Source organism: Pseudomonas orientalis (assembly GCF_022807995.1).
In the GTDB taxonomy this organism is placed as follows: Bacteria; Pseudomonadota; Gammaproteobacteria; order Pseudomonadales; family Pseudomonadaceae; genus Aquipseudomonas; species Aquipseudomonas orientalis_B.
On sequence record NZ_CP094351.1, the window covers coordinates 1744407 to 1764002 of the forward strand.

Genomic DNA, 19596 nt, shown 5'->3' on the forward strand with positions numbered 1-19596 from the left:
GACCCACACCGTCTGGGGTGTGGAGATGGGCGTATTCTCCGCCCTTATCAACAGGAATTAAAATGAGCGAAAGCTTTGCGGAACTCTTTGAAGAAAGCCTAAAAACCCTGAACCTTCAGGCAGGCTCCATCATCACCGGTGTTATCGTTGATATCGATTACCAAGCTCGCTGGGTAACCGTTCACGCTGGTCTGAAGTCTGAAGCTCTGATCCCGCTGGAACAGTTCTACAACGATGCTGGTGATCTGACAATCAATGTCGGTGACGAAGTTCACGTTGCTCTGGACTCGGTTGAAGACGGTTTCGGTGAAACCAAGCTGTCCCGTGAAAAAGCCAAGCGCGCTGAATGCTGGATTGTTCTCGAAGCAGCCTTCGCAGCTGAAGAAGTGGTCAAGGGCGTTATCAACGGTAAGGTTAAAGGCGGCTTCACTGTCGACGTTAACGGCATCCGTGCGTTCCTGCCAGGTTCTTTGGTCGACGTTCGTCCTGTGCGCGATACCACGCACCTGGAAGGCAAGGAACTCGAATTCAAGGTCATCAAACTCGACCAGAAGCGCAACAACGTTGTCGTTTCCCGTCGCAGCGTCCTGGAAGCAGAGAACTCCGCCGAGCGTGAAGCTCTGCTGGAATCCCTGCAGGAAGGCCAACAAGTCAAAGGTATCGTCAAGAACCTCACCGATTACGGCGCATTCGTCGATCTGGGTGGCGTCGATGGCCTGCTGCACATTACCGACATGGCTTGGAAGCGTATCAAGCATCCATCGGAAATCGTCAACGTTGGCGACGAGATCGATGTCAAGGTTCTGAAATACGATCGCGAACGCAACCGTGTTTCCCTGGGCCTGAAGCAACTGGGTGAAGATCCATGGGTCGCTATCAAAGCCCGTTACCCAGAAAGCACCCGCGTGACCGCGCGTGTTACCAACCTGACCGACTACGGCTGCTTCGCTGAGCTGGAAGAAGGCGTGGAAGGCCTGGTACACGTTTCCGAAATGGACTGGACCAACAAGAACATCCACCCTTCGAAAGTCGTGCAAGTCGGCGACGAAGTGGAAGTTATGGTTCTGGACATCGACGAAGAGCGTCGTCGTATCTCCCTGGGCATCAAGCAGTGCAAATCTAACCCATGGGAAGATTTCTCTGGCCAGTTCAACAAGGGCGATAAAATCTCCGGCACCATCAAGTCGATCACCGATTTCGGTATCTTCATTGGTCTGGACGGTGGCATCGACGGCCTGGTTCACCTGTCCGACATCTCCTGGAACGAAGTTGGCGAAGAAGCTGTTCGTCGTTTCAAGAAGGGCGACGAGCTGGACACCGTTATCCTGTCGGTTGACCCAGAGCGCGAGCGCATCTCCCTGGGCATCAAGCAACTGGAAAGCGATCCGTTCTCCGAGTACGTACAAGAGAACGACAAAGGCGCCATCGTTAAAGGTACAGTGAAAGAAGTTGACGCTAAAGGCGCCATCATCACTCTGGCCGACGATATCGAAGCGACTCTGAAAGCCTCCGAAATCAGCCGTGACCGCGTTGAAGACGCGCGCAACGTGCTGAAAGAAGGCCAGGAAGTAGAAGCCAAGATCATCAGCGTTGACCGCAAGAGCCGCGTAATCCAGCTCTCCATCAAGTCGAAAGATGAAGTGGAAGAGAAAGAAGCTATCCAGAGTCTGAAAGAAACTCCGGCAGCTGCAACTGGCGAGACCACCATGGCCTCCCTGCTGCGCGAAGCAATGGCTAAGCAGAACTAAGTTCTGTAAAGCTGTAAAAAAGGGCGACTTCGGTCGCCCTTTTTGTGCCTGCTGATTTAGTCTGGAGGGGCAGTGAGTAGCACGCTTCCTCAAGAGGTAGACTATGCGCGCGCCGAACGCTCGCGAAAGACAAAGTATTTACAGGTAAAAAATCCAAAAAAAGCGACAATGATGATTGCGAATATTTGAACAAGTTGGTGTGGGTAGAGTAACTTGTCGACGAACACGTACAGCAGTATAAAGTTTATAAGGTATCCGGTTAAATGCATCTGCAGATAACGAACTAAGGCGCCTCGATTCTTTCTTTGGGAGAATGTCCATCTATAATTGGCTGCATAGCTGGTAACAACGCCTATGATATAAATCAAAGACATTGCCAACTTTTCACCGCTTCCGAAATGCACGAGCGCTAAGTAGCCTACGTACAGCAGGGCATTGTTAGCCAGACCAACAATGCCATAACGTATCAGCTGCAAAAATGCGGGTGTGACAAAAAAACTCATCTTGTTCTTCATTTTTCTTGAAGGCTTGTTGTGAGCCGAGCGTCATCTGTATGGGCGCCTGATATACCTTCAGGTAAATCGTAAGTTTTTTGTCCTATAATGTACAAGGGGCGATCTTTAGTCTGGTCAAATGTTTTGCCAACGTATATTCCAACGATACCCTGGATCGATATCACAATACCGCCAATAAAGAATGTCGAAACCATAAGGCTTGTCCAGCCTTGTACAACCGCACCGTGGAGTAGGGTGGTGAGTATCAGGTAGGCCCCATAGATAAAAGCCAATGCCGCCATGGTAAAACCCAGCTTTACCGCAAGCCGCAGTGGTTTGTCTGAATAGGCAATGATCGTCTCCATCGCCAAGTTCCAGAGCTTTGAAAACGTATAGGTGCTTTTTCCGTCCAAGCGTTCTGCATGAGAGATTTCAACTCCCGTGCTGGCGAATCCTGTCCAGTGAACCAGCGCACCAAAAAAGCGAAGTTGCTCACGCATCCGGCAGACGTTATCGACTACTTTACGCGAAATGATACGAAAATTTCCGCTGTCGCCATTGTATTCAAAGTCCGCCAGATAGCTGAACGTCTTATAGAACAGCCAGGAGGTCGCCCGCTTAAGAAGAGGATCGCTTCGTTTTCCTCTCAGGGCCAGGACGATATCGTAGCCTTCTTGAGCTTTGGCATAGAGGCGGGGAATCTCTTCAGGGCGGTCCTGGAGATCGCAATCCATCACGACGACCCATTGTCCGCGGCAGGCGTCCAGACCTGCTGTGATTCCATAGTGCTGACCGAAGTTGCGACTTAACTGGATGCCACGAACTCTAGGATCCGCGTTGGCGAGGCGCTCTATAATCTGCCATGAGCGATCACCTCCGCAGTCTTCTATCAACACGATCTCGAAATCAGATGAGATTTCTTCGAGGGAGGATTTTAAGCGTGAGTAAAGCTCATCCAGTGAGTTTTCGGCTTTGTAAACTGGAACGACCACTGAGAGGTGAGGTGATGTGAGTTTTGCTGACATGATATTTTGGTCTTGTTGGTGAGTTAGGTTAGCGAATCGTTACCAAAATTTTGCGTTGAAAAAAAGCTCTTGCTGATAAAAGAATATTCCGAAAAAAGCATGTAAAAAGAACAGCATCAAACACAATGCATATTTTAATTTGTCTATTTTACGAAACGTCAGATGTGTTCTGTTTTTTAATAGAAATGCGACGCAGAACAGGAACACCAGATAGAGGCCCATTTGCCCGCTCCACCAGAAGTTTCCGTCATACATTCTTGAACCGCTTTCTGCAAAAAAATAGGTCAGTACCAAACCCATTAAAAGGCAGCAGCAGGAAAAAACGAGGGCTTTGTCTTGTGTGAAGTCTCTCGGATAGAACACAAATGTCAGTAGCGGGAATGCAATTGATAACACAAGTTTCGGGAGTAAGTAATTAGAGTAGTGGGCCATCGTCTCGAAGGGTAGAAAAACGATATGCGTTTCCGTGGTGCCGGTGGCTTGTGAGAGATCCTGGAAGAAAAACGTTTGAAAGAACTGCAGGCTGAGCAAGGTGATAATCGGCAGAAAAAATGCCAGGTAGATATACTTGCTCAGCAGGGCTGACTTGAGTCTGTGGGTTATCATCAGGAAGAGCACAAAGGCAGGAAGGACGATTATCAAGAAGTTAGGCTTTGAAATCCCGCTGAGGAACAAGGCGAACGCAAGTGCAAGGCCATTGGATAGATTGTTATGCTGCGGGCTGTCCGTTGACTTGAGTGCATAGCAAAATGCCAGAAGGGACAACGGCTTCAGCAGTAGCATGGTAGGGCTGTGATAAATGCTTATCCCGATGTAACCGAAGTATAGATGCTGATCAATAGGGAAAAATAGCTGCAAAGGGGTTATGACGAGCAGGCAGACCGAGAACAGTAAGGCGACCGGCGCCAGCGTGTCCGTTTTCAATATATTGTAATTTAAGACTGCAAGGAAAAATATTGAAAGCACAATTACAATTGTTGATGCTTGAGGGTAGCTGACGAAAAGTGCTTTTGTGGTGAGTATGGTAAGGAGGTGATACAGCGGATGAGGCAGTATCAATTTTTTACCGTTTTCTATATCGCTTGCCCACTTCAAGTGAGTCACATAGTCGAATGCGTTTGTAGATAGCGTGCTGATAAGCGGCTCAAATAAAGCGACGCAAATGACTAAAAGCGTCAGGTAGGCCACGCAACGTGCAAAGTGCCTTGAGTGGAGCAGCGCAAAAGTCTTTCCATCATGCATCCTGCCATTATTTTCAGTTGGTTTAGCAGGTTTAAATAACGTCATTGTTACTGCATTCCTTGAGTGTTTTCATTTTAAAAATGATAGTCGGCTATTTAACTTGGAGATTAATTATACCCGCTGAGCGATGAGGATGCTCCTTTTGGTGGCGCCACATCCCGGGCTTTGGCGTCGATGGCATGATTCGCTGAGATCATCCTTCGGTGTCGGCGCCAGGTTGAAGAATCAATAGGTAATGGCAATTCACTGTGCCTCCAGGCACGCGACTGTCCAGAGTCATTCGCAGATGCGTCCGATGTGCTTGCCTGGTAGGCGAGCCGGAGGCGCTGTGTGAATCATGATGATCGAGCCCCTGATTACTACCGGCTCTGAAATTCAATGACTCAAATACTAAGAACTAACGCGTCCGCTTCAGGGTCACAAGTGGCTATAGTCTTAAGCTATTCCACATTGCGGATTCAATAAGAGGTTGAATGAAACGGTTTATTGTAATGCTGGCAGTGCTGACGCTTGCAGGCTGCTCTGCTACCAGTGCCAGGACTCACGCAACGCGTGCCGGCAGCGGTGTTGAGATCGACTGCTCGGGTCTGGGGAACAAGTGGGAAAAATGCGATGCGCGCGCGATGCATGAATGTAAAGCTCGCGGTTACAAGGTCATCGCGCGGTCCAGTGAGGCAAAGGATGAGGCTGAAGACTACCCGTTCGGCTGGAACCCGGCTGGCGCTCTTACCCGGACAATGCTGGTGATTTGTAATTGACGATTTAGGTGTTTATGGCTGTCTTGGAATAGACAAGCAGATAAGTGAGTGGGTGGGCTGTTCAAAATCATCAGGTCATGCTAAAACCTTCGAAGCGATTTTCCTAGCTACTTGAAAAAGAAGGGAAAAATATGACGAAGTCGGAGTTGATCGAACGAATTGTCACCCATCAAGGGCTACTCTCATCCAAGGATGTCGAGTTGGCTATCAAGACTATGCTTGAGCAAATGTCCCAGTGCCTGGCCACGGGAGATCGTATAGAAATCCGCGGCTTCGGCAGCTTTTCGCTGCATTACCGTGCGCCGCGCGTAGGGCGTAACCCCAAGACCGGCCAGTCTGTCAGTCTCGATGGTAAGTTTGTACCTCATTTCAAACCTGGCAAGGAGTTGCGTGACCGGGTGAATGAAGATGAGGAAGAGGCAGTCTGATTGTTTGCCAGGAGTGTGTCATGCGTCAGTTCAAGCGTATTTTTACTGTCATCATTGCTTCGGTCGTCGCTCTCGTAACCGTAGGCTTTGTGCTTGAAAACCAACAGCCAGCCTCGCTGTCGTTTCTGGGGTGGTCGTCCGCAACTCTGCCTGTTTCAGTATTCGTCACGTTGGCATTGATACTCGGATTGTTACTGGGCCCAGTGGTTTCCCTTCTTTTCAAGCCCGGCAGGGGCAGGAAAAAAGACACCGGCAGCGTGATCTAGCTCCGGGCCGTATCGATAGACAAGATTGTTGGCGGCGGCGCGGAGCGCCGTTTGTCGGACCAGTCTGGTCATTTTTTACGTAGCAAGCGCAGACGTACATCCAATAAATGGATACCGGGATTTAAGGTCGCAGCTTTTTCCGGCAACAGCTACGGGACGATCCTGTTTTTGATTAATGATAATGAGAGTTTTAGGGGGGAAGGCTCGCGCCCTTGCTTGCTCCACGGAAGTATCCTACGTGTATATCAGGCGCGTCTCATTGACTTGTCAAGTCTTGCAATGTAGCGAGGAGATGGCAAAATGCAACATATTCTCGAGAACAGTCATTTTGTGCGCTCAAGGCCAGGCAGCGAAGCTGGGTTTCATTGGGCGGTTGATGGAAAAAATCACGCAAGATAGTCTGCATAACGAGCCCGCAGTTTCTCATTGAAGGCAGGTTTTTGTTGTGAGTAGTAGCTTCCGCGCCCCCCCTGTGCCCTCGACTGGTGAAGTCGACCTCCTCGCACTTTTTCAAGTCGTCTGGCGACAGAAAAAAACAGTCCTGATAATCACCTCCGGCGTCGCGCTGCTTGCGGTCGCTTATGCATTTTTGGCGACGCCTGAATATCAAGTGAGCAGTGTCCTTAGGCCCGCCGCAATCAATGAATTGGATGCATTAAACCGTTCGGAAGTTTATAAGTTGCCACCCAGTGAGGCACTTGTAAAAGTTGGCGAATCCCTTGAATCCTACGAAACGCGCTTGAATTTTTTTAGAGCCAATCAGCAGCTGTTCAGCGAGTTTGAGCGACCAGGGCGTACGCTCGAGCAGAGTTTTGAAGAGTTCAATCGTAATTCGATCAGTTTAATAGTGCCTGACTTGAAGAAGGCTGAATCGCTGAGTGCGTACATCAAACTTGAAATGAATTATCCGCAAGGCGTGGATGGTGTAAAGATCTTAAACGACTTTGTACAGTACGCGATTGCCAGTGAGCGTAAGCAAATAGCTGCCGATATGGATGTCATTGTCAAAAACAGAATTAACGAAATTGACGGTAAGTTTAACGCCGCGCGAGCGAGTTACGAAACTGATAAAGAAGCGAAAATAGCTACGTTGCTTGAGGCCGATAATCTAAAGCGCGCCCAATTGTTGGATGAATTGAAAGCTCTACGGGCTCAATTGAAAACATTGCGTGTCGATCGCATGGCTCAATTGGATGAGGCTATCGGTATTGCCAGATCTCTTGGAATTAACAAGCCCAGCACACCTTCTTCGTTGGGAGATGCTGAGCGCGTGAGCTCCACCAGTGTGATGCGTACTGAGGTGAACAATCAGCAAATACCTCTTTACTTCATGGGTGTAGAAGCGCTTGAGGCGGAAAAGCGAGCGCTCAACCAACGTAAGTCCGACGATTTCGCTGAAGCGCGTATCGCTCAAATTGCCCGGGAGCTGCAATTGCTTCAATCCAATCGTCAGGTTGAAGTGCTCAATCGCCGAGAAAATGAAGACATATTCCTTGCTGGCGTTGAGCCGCTGCGTGCGGAATTGGCTCGTTTGCGTAATTTAAATATCGATATGAGCCGTATAAAGCTGGTTGCCATTGATCGAGCGGCTATGGAGCCTTTAAGTGCAATAAAACCCAAGAAGGCGCTCGTTATCGCCGGTGGTCTGATCACTGGTTTGGTTCTGGGTATTGCCTTCGCACTCTTTTCCAGTTTTTTTCGTTCCAGGAAGCATGCGTAAATACGTCTGTCTACCTCGACAGGCGCTAACTTTGCTGGCCCACGGCAGCAAAAACGCGGGTTTCATTCGTGGCAAATGATGGCCAGTCGCCTTGCATTTGTGCCGAGTCTGAAATTTGCCTGATTTGTTGGGTTGCTGCAGGTGATTATGCTATTGCGACGAGAAAAACGAGTTTAAAATCGCTTATACATTTTGATGCGCCTGTCAGCAGCGTCCAGCTGCAGAATCAAGCGTAAGGTTGCTGGCAGTATCGGCTAGGTGTGGAGAGATTTATGGCGTATTTAACCAACGAGCAGCTGGCCCTGATCGGGTTCAAGAAGCTTGGTAAAGATGTGAAAATCAGCGATCGAGCCAGCATTTATAATGCCGATCAAATTGAGATAGGCGATTTTTCGAGAATTGATGATTTTTGTGTCATTTCAGGAAAAATCAAATTCGGCCGCTTCAATCATATAACGCCGATGTGCCTTATCGCCGGTGGAACACCGGGTATTGTATTTGAGGACTTCTGTACGTTGGCGTATGGCGTCAAGATATTTTCTCAGTCGGATGATTACAGCGGTGAGACGTTAACCAACTCCTTAATTCCAAAAAAATTCAAGAATGAGTTGTTTTCTGCGGTGCATGTACATAAGCACGTCATCGTGGGCGCGGGCGCCGTTATTTTTCCAGGTGTGACACTGGCTGAAGGCTGCGCCGTAGGCGCTATGGCGCTTGTTACAAAACCTACTGACGCGTGGGGTGTCTATGCAGGCGTACCCGCAAAACGTGTCAAAGAACGTAAGAAAGATTTACTTCAATTAGAAAAAGAATTTTATGGTGAGTTCGATGAAAGTTCCCTTTAATAAGCCGCCTTATACCGGTAATGAGGATCAATACGTCACGCGGGCCATGCGCAGCGCGAAGATGTCCGGCGATGGAGACTTCACGATAAGTTGCCAGCGTTGGTTCGAGGAGACTTTTTCGTGCAGGAAAGCATTGTTGACGCCATCCTGCACCCAAGCGCTTGAAATGGCGGCAATATTGGTTGATATACAGCCGGGCGATGAAGTGATCATGCCCAGCTATACATTCGTAAGTACGGCGAATGCCTTTGTTCTGCGTGGGGCCAAAATTGTATTTGTGGATATTCGTCCGGATACGATGAATATCGATGAAACCCTGATCGAGGCGGCCATCACCGCGAAAACCAAAGTCATCGTACCTGTTCATTATGCAGGTGTGGCGTGCGAAATGGATGTCATCATGGACATTGCGCAGCGCCATAAGTTGTTTGTTGTCGAGGACGCGGCACAGGGCATGATGTCCACCTATAAAGGGCGCAAGTTGGGCACTATTGGTCATTTGGCGGCGTATAGTTTTCATGAAACAAAAAACTATACCAGTGGCGGCGAGGGTGGCTTGCTGCTGATTAATGACGAGCGCTTTATCGGGCGTGCTGAAATTATTCGTGAAAAAGGCACTAACCGTAGTCAATTTTTCAGAGGGATGATTGATAAATACACATGGGTGGATATTGGCAGCAGCTATCTGCCTGGTGAGCTTCAGGCCGCGTACCTGTTCGGTCAATTGGAACGCGCGGATGCGATTAATGAATTCCGATGCAACATTTGGAATCGCTACAACACTGCTTTTAAAGATCTGGTCGCTGCCGGCACAATCGAAACACCGTCTATTCCCGAAGACTGTGTAGCTAACGCGCACATGTTTTATATCAAGGTTAAAGACATCGCTGCCCGCACCGCAGTGCTTAAACACCTGAACGCATCCGGCGTGGGTGGGGTCTTTCACTATGTGCCTCTGCACAGTGCTCCGGCAGGCGTTTTGCTGGGACGTTTCAATGGCGAAGATCGCTTCACCACCAAGGAAAGTGAGCGTCTCATTCGTCTGCCGGTCTGGTACGGGATGTCAGAAGTTGAAATCAAGCACGTCATTGATTCTGTTATAGGTGCAGTTAATGCCGCCGGTCGGTAAATTGAGAGAAAAGCGAGGGGGACTGCTGGCTGGCGCTTTTTTTACGAGCGCCGCTCAAGCATCAAAAATCCTGGTAGGTTTCTGCATTCTTAAGCTGATTGCTCTGTATTTGGGGGCAGATGGCTTAGGGAAACTGGGACATTTTATGAGCTTGGTCTCCATCGCGGTTTTGTTGGCCGGAGGGGGCTTAGGGCACGGCGTCATCAAATATGTAGCCGAGTTCAAAGACAGCAAGTTCAAGCTGCACAGGCTGTTTTCCACCTCGGTTTTCTATGCCTTGGGAGCCTCCTTGCTTGTCTTGGTGGCCCTGTTTTTATTCTCCGAGAAAATATCGGCTCTGGTATTCGGAGAGTCTCGCTTTTACTGGGTGATCCTGTGCCTTGCCGTGGCTCAGTTGGCGTTTGCATTCAATATTCTTTTTTCCGGGTTCTTCAATGGGCTCGGGAAACTGAATGTGAATGCGGTTGTGCAGGTTGTTTCAAATATCCTGGCACTTCCCCTCATATGGTTTTTGATTTCCAGCTATAAGATGCCAGGTGCCGCGATTGCGATGCTTGCGATCTTTGTCATGCCGATTATTGTTTCTTTGTTTTTTATCAAAGGCATGCCGCTGATCAGAATGATCAAGTGGCGAAAATATGATCCAGGCATAGGCAAAGGTTTTGCCAGATTTGGGCTGATGCTACTGGTCAGCGCGGTCATGTTTCCTGTTGTGGAGATCGTCATCAGGGAGTCGCTGATTACCGAGGTTGGGTATAGTGAAGCTGGCATATGGCAGGGGAGCATTAAGCTATCAAGCGCTTATATTGGGTTTTTCAGCGTTTTTCTAGCCTCCTACTATATGCCACTCATTTCTGCGACACGAGAGAAAAGCGCAATAACACGGCAAGTCATCAAATTTATGCTGCTGGTAATGGCAGGCTTCCTCGTCGGTGGCAGTGTGCTTTATTTCGGGCGCCACTTCTTCATCCCATTGCTGCTATCTGCCGAGTTTAATGAACTTGAAAATTATATAATCTTTCAGTTGGTGGGTGATTTTTTCAAGGTGTCGGCTTATGTGATCGGTTTCGTGGCAGTGGCCAAGGCCGCAACCAAGCTATATATATTGTCTGAAATTGTTCAAGCGCTACTTTTTGTGGGCCTGACTTTTTCACTGGGGAAAAACATCGGTGGCATTTACGGCGTGATGTACTCTTATATGATGGCCTACATCATATTTTTTGTCATCTGCGTGGTCGGCTTCGCCTGCTGGGCGCGAAGATAATGGAATTGGAATTCAGCCTTCCGCTGTACTTGGCATATGGCTTCTTAGTCTTAGTGGCGGCATTCGATACCTTAAGTAATAGAAAATTACCCACGGCAGTCGTTTCGGTACTGATGGCTATTCCGCTTATTTTATTGGCGACATTCAGGGCCGTAGGTGTTGGCAGCGATGATGCCGCATATCTCGAAATGCTGTTTCAAATACCCTCGGTATTGGACTGCAAGAATGCATATTGCGATTATAGCTATGCGACATTTAATGTCGAGTTTGGTTTTTTCATGTTTCTGTCGATATTGGCGGCTCTGGGCAAAAACTCAATAGTGCTATTTGGCTTCAGCTCGTTGGCTGCCGTTACATTAAATGTCCGCAGCATAAGATATTTTTCGCCTTACTTTGCGTTGGCGGTACTGGTCTACTTCACCCACTTTTACTTGGCGAAAGAGCTCAATGCAATCCGTTTGGGCCTGGCGTCCGGCTTATTGTTTGTCGCCGCGACCTATCTGGATCGGCAAAAGTATAAAATGATGGCGGCGCTGATCGTGGCAGCGACGTTAGTTCATGTGTCATCCGTGTTTTTTATTGTGCCCGTGGGGCTGTATTTTTTTCGGCCAAAACGCAGTTTATACCTGATTGTGAGTGCGTTGCTGATACTGATATCCGCAACGATCGACTTTAAATCTGTGTTGCGTCAAATGGCGCTCTTCGGTTTTGTAGGCGATAAAATCGAACTCTATCTTAATGCGGATATGTACAGTTACGCGTTGCCGCTTTTTGATATGGTGAATATCAAGAATTTATTGGTCATCATCGCGGGTCTTGCCTGTTGGAAAAAGATGGAAAATCGCTATCAGAGTTTTAATCTGATTTTCTGCATTTTTTACTGTGCCGCCTTTTTGCGCATCGTTCTTGGCGATTTCGCGATCCTGGCAGGTCGCGGTTATGCCAGTATTTCAATGTTCGAATACGTGCTGATCCCCATGATCGCCGTGCATGTGTGTGGCAGAAAATTAGGCTTCTTGATAGTGGCCGCGTATACCTTTGCAACCCTGTACCTGAACCTCAGTAGTAATTCCGGGTGGTCAGGTGGTTCTGAAGTGTTTTTTGATTTCCTATAGATTGTGGTTGAGGGGTGTATGAAAAACATATTGTTTGTCATGGGAGGGCTCGCCATTGGGGGGGTTGAGACATACGTGGTCAGGTTGGCCAAATATCTCAAGCTGTCCGGGCATTCCGTTACGGTGACGTTGCTGTCCAATAAATATGATCAGGGACTGTTCACCGAACTCTCCCAGCACGCGACAGTCAATATCGTCGAGCATGTTCCGTTCTTGTCCGCGTCCAGTTGGGTAAATGCACTGTTACCGGCAAAGAAAGATGAAAAGAAATATGACATTGTTCACGCCGTGGACCTGCTCACGTTGGCATATGTTTATTTGAATCGAGATCAACTGGATGTTACGTCGGTCAGTGTAGGTATTTATCATTCGAAGGAAATAGCCTGGTGGCGCGACCGTAACATTTATTTCCGGAAAAAGATGTTGGCGTTGTATGATCGCAATGTTCAGCTCACTTTGTTTCCTAACGAACGAACCGCTGAAATGGCCGCGGAGTTCAGCGGTGCCGAGTTATCGAGCCTTGATATTCTTCCCCTTGGCATTTCTTTTGAAAGCTACAGCGCTCGCCAGCCGCTCCAATCGTCGTTGCGCATAGTCTCAGTCGGTCGCTTGGTTGACTTTAAAATCTATAATCGCCATGTCATCTCGCAGCTGGCGGAGCTTCGCAAGTTGGCCGATTTTGAGTATTTCATCTATGGTGATGGGCCAGAGCGCATCGCGCTGATGGCGTTGGCAGAGTCGCACGGTGTCGGTGCACATGTACATTTTTGTGGTGAGGTCGATTACGCGCAGCTTCCGTCTATTCTGGATGGGGCTTTTTGCTTTGTAGGTTCAGGCACCACGATTATCGAGGCCTCGGCAGCAGGCATTCCTTCTGTCGTCGGAATCGAGTCGATTGAGCGCCCGCTTACGTGTGGTCTTTTCTCGGATGTTGCGGGGTACTCCTACAATGAGGAGTCTGCCACCACCAACCGCGTGGGGATTTTTGATACCATTGCGATGCTACACGCGATGAACGCGTCCGAGTATATGCAAGTTTCCGAGCTTCACAGAAAGAAGGCCAAGCTTTTTGACATTGTGGAAACGTCTGCTCAGTTTGTAGAGAAATCTAATCGCACCCCTCGGTTTGATATCAAAATTAACCGCTGGGTCGCGTTGTTGTCATTTGTTAAGTCTGTGATTTTTTTAGGGCCTAAAGCGCTAAAGTCCAGATTCGATAGTGTGAGCTGACATGTCTCTAAATATAGCAATTGTGACTCAGTATTTTTATCCTGAGAGCTTTATCATCAATGATATTGTCGAAGAGCTGGCGTTGCTGGGTCATACAGTAGAAGTATTTACGGGGCAGCCTAATTATCCGGATGGTAATACCTACAAGGGCTACGACAGCGCTTCGTGCAGCGAGCATCTTTATAAGGATTCAATAAAGGTCCATCGTGCACCTTTAAGGCCGCGTTATGCAGGTGGTGCAAAGAACCTGATCCTTAACTATATGTCATTCGTATTCAATGGCATCAAATATTTTCCCAAGCAAAATGCGGGCAAAAAATTTGACGCTATCATTGTGTTCGCGGTGTCTCCTATCACGGCGGCGATCCCCGCGATCGTATTGAAGCGCTCTACGAATGCGCACCTGATGGTCTGGGTGCAGGACCTGTGGCCCGAAACGTTGAAGGCAACCGGGTTTATAAAAAATCACTGGGCGCTCAAAGCCGTGGGTTTGCTGGTTCGGTTTATATATGCCAAAACCGATACGGTATTGGTACAGTCTGAAGCATTTATATCGTCCGCCGAACAGTATGTAGATAGACGCAAGCTGGTTTATTACCCCAACTCTTATCGGCTGTCGCCCGCGCTGCCGGTTGGGGCTGCCAGTGTTTTGCCTGATGAAATAAATCAACTGTTAACGTCGCACTTTTGCATAGTCTTTGCGGGTAACCTTGGGTTTGCGCAATCACTGGAAACTATTGTCGACGCGGCGAAAGCCCTGACCCATCTTAGTTGCAAGATCGTGGTGGTTGGCAGTGGCAGTCGTCTTGAGTGGATGCATGAGCAGAAGCGTCTCCATGCACTGGATAACCTGGAATTGGTAGGGCGTTTACCTCCTGAATCGATGCCGGAATTGTTCGCCAAAAGTGAAGCCTTGCTGGTGACGCTTAAAAAGGACGAAATCTTCACGCTGACCATTCCCAGCAAGGTGCAGGCCTATATGGCAGCAGGGAAGCCGATCCTGGCTGCCCTGGACGGCGAGGGTGCGAGGGTCGTGCAACTCGCGGGTGCCGGCCTTTGCTCTGCTGCGGGTGACGCTGCCGCGCTCGCGAGTAATATCGAAGAAATTTATCGCAGCGAGCCCGAAAAAAGAAGCGCCTACGGGGCCGCAGGGTATCGGTTTTTCTGTGATAATTACGAAATGAAGAGCCAATGCCTTCGCTTGGTCGAAATCATTAAAGATCGAATTGAAAATACGTAGAGATCCAATATGAAGATTTTAGTGCTGGGTGTGACAGGGATGCTCGGAAGTGCTGTTTTCAAGTACATCGCCAGCCATACCTCACATAGTGTATTTGGCACTATGCGTGGTAAAGGGGGGGCTAAGTACTTCGACGAGCGGTACGCGGGTAGTTTCTATTCAGATGTGGATGTTCTGGATTATGAAGCATTGGTCGGTGTTTTCGAGCAGGCACGTCCGGATATCGTTATCAACTGCGTGGGCTTGATCAAGCAGTTGGCGCTGGCCAAGGATCCGCTGTCGACGTTGCCCCTCAATTCGATGTTGCCACATCGTCTCTCGAAGTTGTGCGCGCTGACCGGTGCCCGACTTGTCCACATCAGTACCGACTGCGTCTTTACCGGCGAGAAGGGAATGTATCTGGAATCTGATATTTCAGACGCGGTCGACTTGTACGGAAAGTCCAAGTTTATTGGCGAAATCCAGGACCAACCCCACGCCATCACCCTGCGCACCTCGATCATCGGCCACGAGCTGGCAAGCAATGCCTCCCTGGTAGACTGGTTCCTGTCCCAGGAAGGTGCCGTAAAAGGTTTTACGAAAGCCATATTTTCCGGTGTGCCGACGTCAGAACTCGCCCGCATCATCAGCGATTTCGTGATACCACATCCTGAGCTGTTCGGTCTCTATCATGTTTCCGCTGAGCCTATCGATAAATTCACATTGCTGAATGAAATCGCGAAGATTTATGAAAAGAAAATCGACATCGTGCCAGATGATCAATTAGCGATTGACCGATCTCTGGACTCTACGCGATTCCGCCAAGCGGTAGGCTATGTCCCGCCTGCCTGGCCAGACCTTATTCAATTTATGCGCGCTCAGCGATAATTAGGAGATTTTATAGATGTTCGACAACAAAGTTTTAATGATCACCGGTGGTACTGGTTCTTTCGGTAATACCGTGCTGAAGCGATTTCTTGATACCGATGTTAAAGAGATCCGCGTATTCAGTCGTGACGAAAAAAAACAAGAAGACATGCGTATTGCGCTGGGTAACGACAAGGTAAAGTTTTACATCGGCGATGTACGTGACTATGCGAGCATTTCCCAGGCGATGGTTGGCGTCAATTATATCTTTCACGCCGCGGCGCTCAAGCAAGTTCCTTCGTGCGAGTTTTACCCGATGGAGGCTGTCAAAACCAACGTGATGGGCACGGAAAACGTGCTTAACGCGGCGATTGCCAACAATGTAGAACGCGTGGTGGTGCTCAGTACTGATAAAGCAGTGTATCCAATCAATGCCATGGGTATCTCCAAAGCGATGGCGGAAAAGCTCGTCGTGGCCAAGTCCCGCATGATCCCGCAAAACGGTCCTGTCATTTGTTCCACGCGTTACGGCAATGTTATGGCTTCCCGAGGTTCGGTGATCCCCTTGTTCATCAATCAGTTGAAGCAGGGCGGTGAACTGACGGTAACGGACCCCAATATGACTCGTTTCCTGATGTCACTTGAGGATTCGGTTGATTTGGTTTTGCATGCCTTTGAGTATGCCGAGCAAGGCGATATTTTCGTACAAAAGGCGCCTGCATCGACGGTCGAAGATTTGGCTCAAGCGCTCAAAGAGCTGTTCAACTGCATGAATTCGATCAAAGTGATCGGCACGCGTCATGGCGAGAAGCTTTACGAGTCGTTGATTTCTCGGGAAGAAATGGCCAAGGCCGAAGACATGGGGCGTTACTACCGTATCCCTGCAGACAATCGCGACCTGAACTACGAGAAATATTTCGTAGAAGGTGAAACGCATATTTCCGAGTTGGACGATTATACGTCGCATAACACTGAGCGCCTGGATGTCGAGGGTGTTAAAGCGCTGCTGATGAAGTTGGAGTTTGTTCGGGAGCAACTTAATGCTTAAAGTCATGACGCTGGTAGGCACTCGCCCGGAACTCATCAAAATGAGCCGCGTGATCGCCGAACTGGACAAACAGACCCATCATATTCTGGTGCATTCCGGCCAGAACTACGATTATGAGCTTAATCAGGTCTTTTTTGACGATCTGGATATCCGCAAACCCGATCATTTCCTGGGCGCCGTAGGCGATACCGCGGCCCAGACGATCGCCCAGGTTATCGCTAAATCGGATGAGCTGTTCGAGTCGGAAAAGCCGGACGCACTCCTGCTTTACGGCGATACGAATACTTGCCTGGCTGTCATTTCTGCCAAGCGCAGAAAGATACCGGTTTTCCATATGGAAGCGGGTAACCGTTGTTTTGACCAGCGCGTGCCCGAGGAGTTGAATCGCAAGGTTCTCGATCACCTCAGCGATATAAACATGGTGCTGACCGAGCACGCCCGTCGCTATCTGCTCGATGAGGGCGTGCGCCCGGAAACGATCATCAAGACCGGGTCGCACATGGCAGAAGTCCTGGACTTCTACATGCCCAAGATCCAAGCATCGGATGTACTGTCTCGTGAAGGGCTGACCTCCGGTGGCTTCTTTATTGTCAGCACGCATCGTGAAGAGAACGTAGATACTCCGGATAATCTTCGGGATCTGATCGGCTCGCTGAAAGCACTGGCTGACGAGTACAAGCTACCTATTATTGTTTCCACCCACCCAAGGACGCGTAAGCGCCTTGAAGCGTTGGGTGAGTCGCTTGACCATCCGCTGATTCGCTTCGTCAAACCTTTCGGTTTGCTGGACTACATCAAGTTGCAGATGGAAGCTTTCTGCATTCTGTCCGACAGCGGAACCATCACTGAAGAGGCGTCGTTGTTGAACTTGCCGGCGGTGACGATTCGCAACGCTCACGAGCGGCCTGAAGGCATGGATGAAGGCACGCTTATCATGTGTGGCCTGACGACTGATCGCGTGCTGAACGCTGTCAGGGTCGTGACCAGCCAGCATGTTCGGGGTGAGCGAGTGATGTCGGTAGTAGGTGATTATTTGGGGGGAGCTGTCTCCAAAAAAGTCGTGCGCATTGTGCACAGTTATACCGATTACATTAATCGCACCGTTTGGTCTAAATCCTAAACAAGGAGATTGGTGTGCGCATATTTGTGACTGGAGCATCTGGGTTTGTTGGTAGCCGGTTGGTCCAAGTGTTATCCGCTCGTCCTGATGTTCAAGTCACTGTTGCTGTCAGAGACCCGAAGTTTTCGTGCTCTGACGCCGATCAAGTGGTCCGGTTCGATGACCTGGCAACAGCTGATTTTTCAGCCGTTCTGACAGGGGTGGACGCGGTTGTTCATTGCGCGGCCCGTGTCCATGTGATGAACGATTCTGCGGCCGATCCGCTTGAAGCTTTTCGCCGGGTCAATGTCGAGGGCACCCTGGCGTTGGCCCATCAAGCGGCCAGGGCCGGCGTGCGACGCTTTGTGTTCCTGAGTTCAATCAAGGTCAACGGTGAAGGCACTGCCTCGGGCGCGCCTTATACCGCCGACCAGCCGCCAGCGCCGTCGGACCCTTACGGAATATCAAAAATGGAGGCCGAACAAGGTCTCCTGGAACTGGCTGCAGCGACGGGAATGGAAGTGGTGATCATCCGCCCGGTGCTGGTTTATGGCCCGGGCGTGAAGGCCAACTTTCTAAGCATGATGCGTTGGCTGCACAAAGGCGTGCCACTGCCTTTCGGGGCCATACACAACGCGCGCAGTCTGGTCGCGCTGGATAACCTGGTTGATCTGTCGATTACCTGTATCAGTCATCCAGCCGCCGCCAACCAGGTATTCATGGTCAGTGATGGCGAGGATCTTTCCACCACTGTGTTGTTACGCAAAATGGCGTCTGCGCTGGGCAAGCCCGCGCGCCTTCTTCCGGTTCCGGCCTCTTTGCTGAGCACAGCCGCAATCATGCTGGGCAAGCGCAGCCTGTCCCAACGGTTGTGCGGTTCCTTGCAGGTCGATATCGGGAAGACGCGTACTCTTTTAGGCTGGACGCCTCCGCTGTCGGTTGATGACGCACTCAAGGTTACTGCGTCTGCTTATATGGAAAGTCAAAACACATGAGTTATTGGTGGATCGTTCCGGTTGTTGCGTTTGTTTCGTTTGTCATGACCGCCGTGCTTAGGCGATATGCGTTGTCTCGAAGCATCATTGATATACCGAACGCACGGAGTTCACATTCTGTTCCTACGCCAAGGGGCGGAGGAGTAGCCATTGTCCTGGCCTTTCTGGCGGTACTCCCGCTCGTCGGGTGGCTTGACCTGGTCGCGTGGCCTTCGCTCGTCGCAGCGGGAGGCGCCGGCGTTATGGTCGCTGTGCTGGGTTTTATGGATGATCATGGACACATTGCGGCTCGCTGGCGTTTGGCAGGGCACTTTTCAGCTGCGGCATGGGCCTTGTTCTGGATCAACGGACTTGCGCCGCTGAACCTGTTTGGATGGACCCTGGATCTGGGGGTTGTCGGTAATGTGTTGGCGGCTTTCTATATCGTCTGGATGCTCAACCTCTACAATTTCATGGACGGAATTGACGGTATCGCAAGTGTGGAAGCCATTTGCGCGTGCCTGGGTGCCTGCTTGCTTTATGCCCTGGGTGGTTACCCGCAGATGATCTGGCTCCCCTTGTTGCTGGCGGCGGCAGTGGGTGCGTTCCTGGTTTGGAATTTTCCACCGGCCAGGATTTTCATGGGCGATGCGGGTAGTGGTTTCCTTGGCATTACCTTGGCGTTCTTCTCGTTGCAGGCTGCCTGGGTCAAGTCGGATTTTTTCTGGGCGTGGTTGATTTTGCTTGGCGTATTCGTGGTCGACGCGACCTGTACGCTCGTTCGTCGGTTGGTGCGTGGTGACAAGGTCTACGAAGCGCATCGCAGTCACGCTTATCAGTTTGCCTCCCGCAAGTATGGCAAGCACTTGCCAGTGACCCTGGCAGTTGCGGTCATCAACGTTTTTTGGCTTTTACCTATTGCGGCAGGTGTAGTCTTGAACGGATGGGATGGGACCTGGGCGCTGCTTATTGCCTACCTGCCATTGATCGCGCTGGCGATAAAATATCGTGCCGGCGAACTCGAGATTATGGCAGTGGAAAAGTAAAGGTTTATCGTAGGCGGTCAGCAAGTCCTGAGAAGCCCGTGGATGGCTTTGCAGCATTACGCATTGGAACGTACAGAGG

General features: G+C 49.8%; 19 protein-coding genes. 16 read left to right on the forward strand and 3 right to left on the reverse strand.

Annotation, left to right across the window (positions count from 1 at the left end; all coding sequences use genetic code 11):
- Positions 1-62 precede the first annotated feature (62 nt).
- The gene (gene rpsA / locus MRY17_RS07715; RefSeq protein ID WP_065886412.1) at positions 63-1748 is read left to right on the forward strand and encodes a 30S ribosomal protein S1; all 1686 of its coding nucleotides are present in this window, start codon (positions 63-65) and stop codon (positions 1746-1748) included.
- Positions 1749-1849: 101 nt separating this feature from the next.
- Here the strand turns inward: rpsA and MRY17_RS07720 are convergent, their stop codons facing one another.
- Genes MRY17_RS07720 through MRY17_RS07730 form a run of 3 tightly spaced genes read right to left on the reverse strand, consistent with a single transcriptional unit; the run spans position 1850 to position 4554 of the window.
- Entirely contained in the window at positions 1850-2251 is a 402-nt protein-coding gene (locus tag MRY17_RS07720; RefSeq protein ID WP_181285500.1) for a GtrA family protein, read from the reverse strand.
- 8 nt (positions 2252-2259) lie between these two features.
- On the reverse strand, positions 2260-3267 hold the full coding sequence (locus MRY17_RS07725; RefSeq protein ID WP_243353533.1) for a glycosyltransferase family 2 protein: 1008 nt from the start codon (positions 3265-3267) through the stop codon (positions 2260-2262).
- Positions 3268-3306: 39 nt separating this feature from the next.
- The gene (locus MRY17_RS07730; protein WP_243353534.1) at positions 3307-4554 is read right to left on the reverse strand and encodes a hypothetical protein; all 1248 of its coding nucleotides are present in this window, start codon (positions 4552-4554) and stop codon (positions 3307-3309) included.
- Between the two features lie 428 nt (positions 4555-4982).
- Between MRY17_RS07730 and MRY17_RS07735 the strand changes: the two genes are divergently transcribed.
- The 15 genes from MRY17_RS07735 (at position 4983) to MRY17_RS07805 (ending at position 19517) form a co-directional block, all read left to right on the forward strand.
- Positions 4983-5267 (forward strand): hypothetical protein, encoded by a 285-nt coding sequence (locus tag MRY17_RS07735; RefSeq protein ID WP_181285503.1) that lies wholly within the window; start codon positions 4983-4985, stop codon positions 5265-5267.
- A 131-nt stretch (positions 5268-5398) separates the two neighbouring features.
- The gene (gene ihfB / locus MRY17_RS07740) at positions 5399-5695 is read left to right on the forward strand and encodes an integration host factor subunit beta (protein WP_181285504.1); all 297 of its coding nucleotides are present in this window, start codon (positions 5399-5401) and stop codon (positions 5693-5695) included.
- A 20-nt stretch (positions 5696-5715) separates the two neighbouring features.
- A complete protein-coding gene (locus tag MRY17_RS07745) occupies positions 5716-5961 on the forward strand; it encodes a lipopolysaccharide assembly protein LapA domain-containing protein (RefSeq protein WP_191952977.1) in 246 nt (81 codons plus the stop codon).
- 445 nt (positions 5962-6406) lie between these two features.
- Positions 6407-7681, forward strand: coding sequence for a Wzz/FepE/Etk N-terminal domain-containing protein (locus tag MRY17_RS07750; RefSeq protein ID WP_191952976.1), 1275 nt, complete (start codon positions 6407-6409; stop codon positions 7679-7681).
- Positions 7682-7953: 272 nt separating this feature from the next.
- Positions 7954-8526 carry an acyltransferase gene (locus MRY17_RS07755; protein WP_181285507.1) on the forward strand — a complete coding sequence of 191 codons (573 nt, stop codon included), beginning with the start codon at positions 7954-7956 and terminating at the stop codon, positions 8524-8526.
- Positions 8510-9655 carry a dTDP-4-amino-4,6-dideoxygalactose transaminase gene (gene rffA / locus MRY17_RS07760; protein WP_191952975.1) on the forward strand — a complete coding sequence of 382 codons (1146 nt, stop codon included), beginning with the start codon at positions 8510-8512 and terminating at the stop codon, positions 9653-9655. The genes MRY17_RS07755 and rffA overlap by 17 nt, the downstream gene beginning before the upstream one ends.
- Positions 9639-10919, forward strand: a complete 1281-nt coding sequence (locus tag MRY17_RS07765; RefSeq protein WP_243353535.1) for an O-antigen translocase — start codon at positions 9639-9641, stop codon at positions 10917-10919. Before rffA ends, MRY17_RS07765 begins: the two co-directional genes overlap by 17 nt.
- The gene (locus MRY17_RS07770) at positions 10919-12034 is read left to right on the forward strand and encodes an EpsG family protein (RefSeq protein WP_181285510.1); all 1116 of its coding nucleotides are present in this window, start codon (positions 10919-10921) and stop codon (positions 12032-12034) included. The genes MRY17_RS07765 and MRY17_RS07770 overlap by 1 nt, the downstream gene beginning before the upstream one ends.
- A gap of 18 nt (positions 12035-12052) precedes the next feature.
- Entirely contained in the window at positions 12053-13264 is a 1212-nt protein-coding gene (locus MRY17_RS07775; protein WP_181285511.1) for a glycosyltransferase family 4 protein, read from the forward strand.
- Between the two features lies 1 nt (position 13265).
- The gene (locus MRY17_RS07780) at positions 13266-14504 is read left to right on the forward strand and encodes a glycosyltransferase family 4 protein (protein ID WP_243353536.1); all 1239 of its coding nucleotides are present in this window, start codon (positions 13266-13268) and stop codon (positions 14502-14504) included.
- Positions 14505-14513: 9 nt separating this feature from the next.
- On the forward strand, positions 14514-15371 hold the full coding sequence (locus MRY17_RS07785) for a dTDP-4-dehydrorhamnose reductase family protein (protein ID WP_243353537.1): 858 nt from the start codon (positions 14514-14516) through the stop codon (positions 15369-15371).
- A 16-nt stretch (positions 15372-15387) separates the two neighbouring features.
- Positions 15388-16398, forward strand: a complete 1011-nt coding sequence (locus MRY17_RS07790; protein ID WP_181285514.1) for a nucleoside-diphosphate sugar epimerase/dehydratase — start codon at positions 15388-15390, stop codon at positions 16396-16398.
- Entirely contained in the window at positions 16391-17518 is a 1128-nt protein-coding gene (gene wecB, locus MRY17_RS07795; protein ID WP_124431994.1) for a non-hydrolyzing UDP-N-acetylglucosamine 2-epimerase, read from the forward strand. Before MRY17_RS07790 ends, wecB begins: the two co-directional genes overlap by 8 nt.
- A 14-nt stretch (positions 17519-17532) precedes the next feature.
- Positions 17533-18492 (forward strand): UDP-glucose 4-epimerase family protein, encoded by a 960-nt coding sequence (locus MRY17_RS07800; protein WP_375154684.1) that lies wholly within the window; start codon positions 17533-17535, stop codon positions 18490-18492.
- Positions 18489-19517 carry an MraY family glycosyltransferase gene (locus tag MRY17_RS07805; RefSeq protein WP_243353538.1) on the forward strand — a complete coding sequence of 343 codons (1029 nt, stop codon included), beginning with the start codon at positions 18489-18491 and terminating at the stop codon, positions 19515-19517. Before MRY17_RS07800 ends, MRY17_RS07805 begins: the two co-directional genes overlap by 4 nt.
- Positions 19518-19596: the final 79 nt, after the last annotated feature.